The organism is Arenimonas caeni (assembly GCF_003024235.1).
GTDB classification, from domain to species: domain Bacteria; phylum Pseudomonadota; class Gammaproteobacteria; order Xanthomonadales; family Xanthomonadaceae; genus Arenimonas; species Arenimonas caeni.
The window spans coordinates 59986-67328 of sequence record NZ_KZ679098.1; the positions used below are offsets into that span (position 1 = coordinate 59986).

The following is a 7343-nucleotide window of genomic DNA, read 5'->3' on the forward strand; positions in this document are numbered from 1 at the left end:
GCTTCCGCGGGCTGGGCTCTCGTGGATACCGGCGCCCATTCTAGCCGCTGGCCGTCGAATCCCCATGATCTGGAGCAAATGCCGCCTGCTTGTCGTCGCCGGCCTGGTCCTCGGCCTGGGCCTGGGCCAGGCCGCGCCGGCCATGGCAGGCCCGGCCGATGTCCTCGAGCCCGTGATGGCCGGCGAGTTCGCCCTCCAGGCCGGCGACCTGGCCCAGGCCGCCGCGCACTACCTGCGCGCCGCGTCGTCCAGCCAGGATCCGGGCCTGGCCGAGCGCGCCACCCGCATCGCCCTGCTGGCCGGGCGGCCCGGGCTGGCCGGTGAGGCGCTGGCCCGCTGGCGCGAGCTCGCCCCCGACGCAGGCGCGCTGCCCGCGGCCGCGCTGGAGCTGGCCCTGCTGCGGGGCGACAGGGCGGCGGCGCTGGACGCGGCCTCGGCGCTGCTGGAGCAGGCCGATGACCGGGGCGTGGCACCGCTGATGTCCATCCTGGGCAGCGCCCGGGGCGGGCAGCGCGAGCTGGCCCGGCAGGTGCTCCAGGGCCTGCTGGCCACCGATCGGCTGCCGCCGCGGCTCGGCGGCTGGCTGGCGATGGCCGGGCTGGCCCGGCGGCTGGGCCAGCCGGACCTCTCCGGTGAGATCCTGGACCAGGCGCTGGCCCGGTTCCCGGACGATCCGCGCGCACGCCTGCTGCAGGCCGACCGGCTGCGCAGCGAGGGCCGCGACGAGGCCGCCCGCGAACAGCTCGAGGCGCTGGGGGGCACCGCCGGCCTGGCGCCCGAGTTGCGCCGGGCCGCGGCCCGCCAGCTCGAATTGCTGGGAGACCACCTGGCCGCGGCCGGCATGCTCGGCCAGGGGCCGCAGGACGACGACACGCTGCTGCAGCGCGCGCGCTGGCTGGTCGAAGCCGGGGAGCAGGCGGCGCTGGCGGCACTGTATGAAGAGGCGGCCAGCCTCGACGCCGCGCCGTCGGTGGAGCGCCGGCTGCTGCTGGGCATGCTGGCCGAGGGTCTGCAGCGCTGGGCCGAGGCCGAGGCCTGGTACGCCGCGGTGCCGGCGGGCCCTGGCCATGACCAGGCCACGCTGCGCCGCGCCGGCGTGCTGGCGCGCCTGGACCGGGGCGACGGGGCGCTGGCCCTGCTGCAGTCGCTGCATGACGACCCGGACGCCGACGGCGAAATCCTCCGCGATGCCTTCCTGCTCGAGTCCGAGCTGCTCGAAAGGCTCGGCCGGCACGACCAGGTCCTGGCCCGGCTGGACGGGGCCCTGTCGGTCTTCGAGGGCGATCCGGTCCTGCTTTACGCGCGCGGCATGTTCCACGAACGGGCCGGGCGGGTGGACGAGGCCCTGGCCGACCTGCAGCTGATCCTCGACGAGCAGCCCGACAGCTTCCAGGCGCTCAACGCCTACGGCTACACCCTGCTGGTGCACGGCGACCGGGTCGCCGAGGCCCTGCCATACCTGGAGCGCGCGCTGGAGCTGGCGCCCGAGTCGGCGGCCGTGCTCGACAGCCTGGGCTGGGCGCGCTTCCTGCAGGGGCGCCACCAGCAGGCGCTGGATCTGCTGCGGCGTGCCTGGGCGCGCGAGCCCATGGCCGAGATCGCCGCCCATCTGGGCGAGGTGCTCTGGGTCCTCGGGCGCCAGGACGAGGCGCGCGGCATCTGGCGCGAGGGCCTGCGCCTGTCGGACAGCGACCCCACCCTCAACCAGACCCTCGACCGCCTGCTGGAGCACCGCACGCCATGACCCGCCGCACCTGCCTGCTTTCCGTCCTGGTCCTGCTGCTGGCTGCCTGCGTTCCCGCGCCGGTGCGCGGCCCCGGGGACGCGACCCAGCTGGCGGCCCAGGCCGCGCACGAGGCGGTGCTGCGGGCCGAGCCGGACTGGGGCTTCGAGGGCCGGCTGGCGGTGCGCGCCGGCGGCGAGGGCGGCAGCGGCCGCCTGGAGTGGCGGCAGCGCGGCGAACGCTACGAAATCAGGCTGTCGGCGCCGGTGACCGGCAAGGGCTGGCAGCTGCTGGGCGAACCTGGCCAGGCCCGGCTGGAAGGCCTGGACGAGGGGTCGCTGGTGGGCGGGGACGCACGCCTGTTGCTGGCCCAGGCGACCGGCTGGGACATCCCGGTGGCCGACCTGGCCTGGTGGGTGCGGGGTGGCCGTGCGCCCGGTCCGGCCGAGCTCGAATTCGGGCCCGACGGCCGACCGGCGCGGCTGCTGCAGCAGGGCTGGACGGTCGAGTACCGGGAGTGGGCAGGGGACCGGCCGCGCCGGGTTTTCGCCAGTCGCGGCGACGCCAGCGTGCGGCTGGTGGTGGACGCCTGGAGCCAGCCGTGAGTGCCGGCGGCTGGAGCAGCTGGCCGGCGCCGGCCAAGCTGAACCTGTTCCTGCGCATCACCGGCCGTCGCCCGGACGGCTACCACCTGCTGCAGACCGTCTTCCAACTGCTCGACTGGGGCGACAGCCTGCGCCTGCGGGTGCGCGGGGACGGCCGGATCCAGCGCGCCGGGGCCGAGGGCTATGCGGTTCCGGAGGCGGAGGACCTGGTGGTCCGGGCCGCAAAGCTCCTGCAAAAGGAAGCCAATACGCCGCTTGGTGCAGACATCGTCGTCGAAAAGAGGATTCCGCTCGGGGGCGGTTTCGGCGGTGGCTCCTCCGACGCCGCCACCGTGCTGGTGGCCCTGGACCAGCTCTGGGGCACGCGCCTGGGCGAGGACCGCCTGGCGGCCCTGGGCCTGGCGCTGGGGGCCGACGTGCCGGTGTTCGTGCGCGGGCGCAGCGCGTGGGCCGAGGGGGTGGGCGAGGTGCTCACGCCGCTGGTCCTGCCGCTGGCCAGCTACCTGCTGGTCGACCCGGGCGTGTCCGTGCCGACCGCCGAGCTGTTCCAGGCCCCCGGTTTGACCCGGGATGCGCCGCCGGCGACAATATCCGACTTCGTTTCAGGCCCTTTGCTCGGGAATGTCTTCGAGCCGGTGCTGCGTCGTCGTTCGGAGGCCGTCGCTTCGGCCCTCGATGCGCTCTCGCGGCTCGGCCCGGCGGCCCTCACCGGGACCGGCGGCGGCTGTTTCGCGCGCTTCGGCGCGCGCGCCGAAGCCGAGGCCGCGCTGGCGCGCCTTCCCGCGGGGATGCGCGCCTGGGTGGCCGACGGCGTGGATGTGTCGCCCCTGCACCGGGCGCTGTCCGCGTACCGGGACTGAACCGGAAAGCTTCGAACAATGGTGGGGCGTCGCCAAGTGGCCTAAGGCACCGGGTTTTGATCCCGGCATTTCGTAGGTTCGAATCCTACCGCCCCAGCCATCCGCGCCGCGCCGCCCGCCCGTCCACCAACCGGAAGCCCGCCTCCATGAGCAAGCAGAACCTGCTCGTCTTCACCGGCAACGCCAACCGGCCGCTCGCGCTGGCCGTCTGCCGCCAGCTGGGCATCCCGCTGGGCAAGGCCCAGGTGGGCAAGTTCTCCGACGGCGAGGTGCAGGTCGAGATCGAGGAGAACGTGCGCCGGCAGGAGGTGTTCGTCATCCAGTCGACCTGCGCGCCGACCGCCGAGAACTTCATGGAGCTGCTGGTGCTGGTGGATGCGCTCAAGCGCGCCTCGGCGGCCAACGTCACCGCGGTGGTGCCGTACTTCGGCTACGCCCGCCAGGACCGCCGCATGCGCTCGGCGCGCGTGCCGATCACGGCCAAGGTGGCGGCCAAGATGTACACCGCCGTCGGCACGGACCGCGTGCTCACGGTCGACCTGCACGCCGACCAGATCCAGGGCTTTTTCGACATCCCGGTCGACAACGTCTACGCCTCGCCGCTGCTGCTGGCCGACATCTGGCGCACGCTGGGCACCGACAACCTGGTGGTCGTTTCGCCGGACGTCGGCGGCGTGGTGCGCGCGCGCGCCATCGCCAAGCGCCTGGACGACGCCGACCTGGCCATCATCGACAAGCGCCGCCCGAAGGCCAACGTGGCCACGGTGATGAACATCATCGGCGACGTCGAGGGCAAGACCTGCGTGCTGGTGGACGACATCGTCGACACCGCCGGCACCCTGTGCGCCGCCGCCGCGGCGCTCAAGCAGAACGGCGCCAGGAAGGTCGTGGCCTACTGCACCCACCCGGTGCTGTCGGGCGCGGCCATCGCCAACGTCTCGAACTCGCAGCTCGACGAGCTGGTGGTCACCGACACGATCCCGCTGTCGGAGGCCGCGCGGGCCTGCCCGCGCATCCGCCAGTTGTCGGTGGCCGAGCTGCTGGCCGAGACCATCCGCCGCATCGCCTTCGGCGAGTCGGTCAGTTCGCTGTACGTCGATTGAGCAGGGCGGGGGAATCCGGCATCGGCGTCGAGGCGCCGATGCCCGATTCCCCCGGGAACGACGCCGGGCCTGGTCGCGGGCACGGCGGAACGCGTCGCAAGGCGCACCACAACCAAAGAAGGCAACATCATCATGGCTAACAAAGAACACAAGCTGGTCGCCGCCAGCCGCAAGGACGAGGGCAAGGGTGCGAGCCGCCGCCTCCGCCGCAGCGGCCACGTGCCGGCGATCGTCTACGGCGGCCACAAGGACCCGCTGAGCATCCAGGTCGAGCACAACCACCTCTGGATCGCCAGCCAGAACGAGTGGTTCTACTCCGCCATCCTCGACCTCGAGGTCGACGGCAAGGTGCAGAAGGTGCTGCTGCGTGACATGCAGCGCCATCCGTTCAAGCAGCAGATCCTGCACATGGACTTCCTGCGCGTCTCCGAGAACGAGGCCCTGCGCGCCAGCGTGCCGCTGCACTTCGTGAACCAGGGGATCTCGCCGGCCGGCAAGTCGGCGGGCGTCGTGGTCACCCACGAGCTCAACGAAGTCGAAGTGACCTGCCTGCCGAAGGACCTGCCGGAGTTCATCGAGGTCGACCTGGCCGGCCTGAAGGTCGGCGACATCATGCACCTGTCGGAGATCAAGCTGCCCAAGGGCGTCACCATCCCGGCCCTGGCCCACGGCAAGGAGCATGACCTGGCGATCGTGATCGCCAAGCACGCCCGCGTCGAGGCCGAGGAAGCGGCCGCGCCGGAGTCGGCCGAGGTCCCGGCCGCCAAGGTGTCCAAGGACGCCGGCGACGCGGCGCCGAAGAAGAAGTAATCCGGCCCGCCGCCCCGGCCCGCGCCGGGGCGGCGACCGCGAACTTCCGACGTGGCATCGCTCCGTCTCATCGTCGGCCTGGGAAATCCCGGTGCCGAATACGCCAGAACCCGGCACAACGCCGGGTTCTGGTTTCTGGACGCCCTCGCCGAACAGGCCGGGGCGCGTTTCGGGCTGGAATCGAAGCTCCATGGCGAGACCGCCAAGATCGACCTGGCCGGCCAGACGCTCTGGCTGCTGCGCCCGGCGACCTTCATGAACGCCTCCGGGCGATCGGTCGCCGCCGCCCTGCGCTACTGGAAGATCGACCCGTCCGAGGCCCTGCTGGCCCACGACGAGCTCGACCTGCCGCCCGGCGCCGCCCGGCTGAAGTTCGACGGCGGCCACGGCGGCCAGAACGGCCTGCGCGACACGATCCAGCACCTGGGGCACGGCAAGTTCCACCGCCTGCGCATCGGCATCGGCCACCCGGGCCACAAGGACAAGGTGACCCCCTGGGTGCTGGGCCGGCCCGGCAAGGACGACGAGGCGGCCATCCGTGGCGCCATCGACGACGCCCTGGCCGTGCTGCCGCTGGCCGTGGCCGGGCAGTTCCCCGAGGCCATGAAGCGCCTGCACACCCCGAGAACCTGAGGAAACAGACCCATCATGGGCATCAAATGCGGCATCGTCGGCCTGCCCAACGTCGGCAAGTCCACCCTTTTCAATGCGCTGACCAAGGCGGGCATCGCCGCGGCCAACTTCCCCTTCTGCACCATCGAGCCCAACACGGGCGTGGTGCCGGTGCCGGACCCGCGCCTGGCCCAGCTGGCCGAGATCATCAAGCCGCAGAAGGTGGTCCCGACCTCGTTCGAGTTCGTCGACATCGCCGGCCTGGTGGCCGGCGCCAGCAAGGGCGAGGGCCTGGGCAACAAGTTCCTGGCGCACATCCGCGAGGTGGACGCCATCGCCCACGTGGTTCGCTGCTTCGAGCATTCGGACATCGTGCACGTGGCCGGCAAGGTCGACCCGATTTCCGACATCGAGACGATCGACACCGAGCTGGCCCTGGCGGACCTGGAATCGGTCGAGAAGGCCCTGTCCCGCGCCGAGCGCGAGGCCAAGACCGGCAACAAGGACGCCGTCGCCCGCAAGGAGGTGCTGGCGCGCCTGCGCGCCGGCCTCGACGACGGCACCCCGGCCCGGGCCCTGGGCCTGTCGGCCGAGGACAAGGCGGTCGTGCGCGACCTGTTCCTGCTGACCCTCAAGCCGGTGATGTACGTGGCCAACGTGGCCGAGGACGGCTTCGAGGGCAACCCGCACCTGGACGCCGTCCGGGCGCGGGCGGAGAAGGAGGGCGCCGAGGTGGTGCCGGTCTGCGCCGCCATCGAAGAGGAACTGGCCCAGCTCGACGAGGCCGACCGGGGCGAGTTCCTGGCCACCATGGGCCTGGGCGAGCCGGGCCTCAACCGGGTGATCCGGGCCGGCTACGCCCTGCTGGGCATGCAGACCTACTTCACGGCCGGCGTGAAGGAAGTCCGGGCCTGGCAGGTGCACAAGGGCGCCACCGCGCCGCAGGCGGCGGCCGTGATCCACACCGATTTCGAGAAGGGCTTCATCCGCGCCGAGACGATCTCCTTCGAGGACTTCATCCGCTACCGCGGCGAGGCCGGGGCCCGCGAGGCCGGCCGGCTGCGGCTGGAGGGCAAGGAGTACGTGGTGCAGGAGGGAGACGTCCTGCATTTCCGCTTCAACGTCTGACCCTGCGAAGAATAAGTGCGCGGGGCGTTGACATTTGTGCCCCGCGCGATGAAAATTACGGGCTCCCTGACGGAGGGATACCCAAGCGGCCAACGGGGGCAGACTGTAAATCTGCTGGCTTACGCCTTCGGTGGTTCGAATCCACCTCCCTCCACCAGCTCCGCGGGGCCAGGTCACCGGCATCGCAGGGCGGGAGTAGTTCAATGGTAGAACCTCAGCCTTCCAAGCTGATCATGCGGGTTCGATTCCCGTCTCCCGCTCCATTGGATAGATAGTTCCACCGCAACACCCAAAATTCCGCTCATGTAGCTCAGTCGGTAGAGCACTTCCTTGGTAAGGAAGAGGTCGCTGGTTCGATTCCAGTCATGAGCACCACATCCAAACCTTGAATCCACCGGGTACACGCTAATGTCCAAGGAAAAGTTCGAGCGCAAGAAGCCGCACGTGAACGTGGGCACCATCGGTCACGTTGACCACGGCAAGACGACGCTGACGGCGGCGC

The 7343-nt window shown here is 71.4% G+C and carries 8 protein-coding genes and 4 tRNA genes; all 12 read left to right on the top strand.

The genetic code is table 11. The annotated features are described in order from the left end of the window. The first annotated feature begins 64 nt into the window (after positions 1-64). On the top strand, positions 65-1744 hold the full coding sequence (locus C6N40_RS12195; protein WP_106991311.1) for a tetratricopeptide repeat protein: 1680 nt from the start codon (positions 65-67) through the stop codon (positions 1742-1744). Next, on the top strand, positions 1741-2328 hold the full coding sequence (gene lolB, locus C6N40_RS12200; protein WP_106991312.1) for a lipoprotein insertase outer membrane protein LolB: 588 nt from the start codon (positions 1741-1743) through the stop codon (positions 2326-2328). Before C6N40_RS12195 ends, lolB begins: the two co-directional genes overlap by 4 nt. After that, complete coding sequence (gene ispE / locus C6N40_RS12205) at positions 2325-3188, top strand: 4-(cytidine 5'-diphospho)-2-C-methyl-D-erythritol kinase (RefSeq protein ID WP_240183518.1); 864 nt, start codon at positions 2325-2327, stop codon at positions 3186-3188. The genes lolB and ispE overlap by 4 nt, the downstream gene beginning before the upstream one ends. 22 nt (positions 3189-3210) lie before the next feature. Beyond that, a tRNA-Gln gene (locus C6N40_RS12210) sits at positions 3211-3288 on the top strand. Between the two features lie 46 nt (positions 3289-3334). Continuing rightward, on the top strand, positions 3335-4291 hold the full coding sequence (locus C6N40_RS12215; RefSeq protein WP_106991313.1) for a ribose-phosphate diphosphokinase: 957 nt from the start codon (positions 3335-3337) through the stop codon (positions 4289-4291). Between the two features lie 132 nt (positions 4292-4423). Next, positions 4424-5101: a 50S ribosomal protein L25/general stress protein Ctc gene (locus tag C6N40_RS12220; RefSeq protein WP_106991314.1), complete on the top strand. Its 678-nt coding sequence runs from the start codon at positions 4424-4426 to the stop codon at positions 5099-5101. 51 nt (positions 5102-5152) lie between these two features. Continuing rightward, positions 5153-5734 carry an aminoacyl-tRNA hydrolase gene (gene pth, locus C6N40_RS12225; RefSeq protein WP_106991315.1) on the top strand — a complete coding sequence of 194 codons (582 nt, stop codon included), beginning with the start codon at positions 5153-5155 and terminating at the stop codon, positions 5732-5734. Between the two features lie 15 nt (positions 5735-5749). Beyond that, entirely contained in the window at positions 5750-6841 is a 1092-nt protein-coding gene (gene ychF / locus C6N40_RS12230; protein WP_106991316.1) for a redox-regulated ATPase YchF, read from the top strand. A 71-nt stretch (positions 6842-6912) separates the two neighbouring features. Next, a tRNA-Tyr gene (locus C6N40_RS12235) sits at positions 6913-6998 on the top strand. Positions 6999-7030: 32 nt separating this feature from the next. Continuing rightward, positions 7031-7104: transfer RNA gene (locus C6N40_RS12240), tRNA-Gly, on the top strand. A gap of 36 nt (positions 7105-7140) precedes the next feature. Next, a tRNA-Thr gene (locus C6N40_RS12245) sits at positions 7141-7216 on the top strand. Between the two features lie 33 nt (positions 7217-7249). Beyond that, a partial coding sequence (locus tag C6N40_RS12250; RefSeq protein ID WP_159653043.1) for a GTP-binding protein occupies positions 7250-7343 on the top strand: 94 nt, incomplete at its 3' end.

Coding starts and splice junctions, on each gene's coding strand:
- C6N40_RS12195 (WP_106991311.1), top strand. CDS start 65: ATGATCTGGAGCAAATGCCGCCTGCTTGTCGTCGCCGGCCTGGTCCTC.
- lolB (WP_106991312.1), top strand. CDS start 1,741: ATGACCCGCCGCACCTGCCTGCTTTCCGTCCTGGTCCTGCTGCTGGCT.
- C6N40_RS12215 (WP_106991313.1), top strand. CDS start 3,335: ATGAGCAAGCAGAACCTGCTCGTCTTCACCGGCAACGCCAACCGGCCG.
- C6N40_RS12220 (WP_106991314.1), top strand. CDS start 4,424: ATGGCTAACAAAGAACACAAGCTGGTCGCCGCCAGCCGCAAGGACGAG.
- ychF (WP_106991316.1), top strand. CDS start 5,750: ATGGGCATCAAATGCGGCATCGTCGGCCTGCCCAACGTCGGCAAGTCC.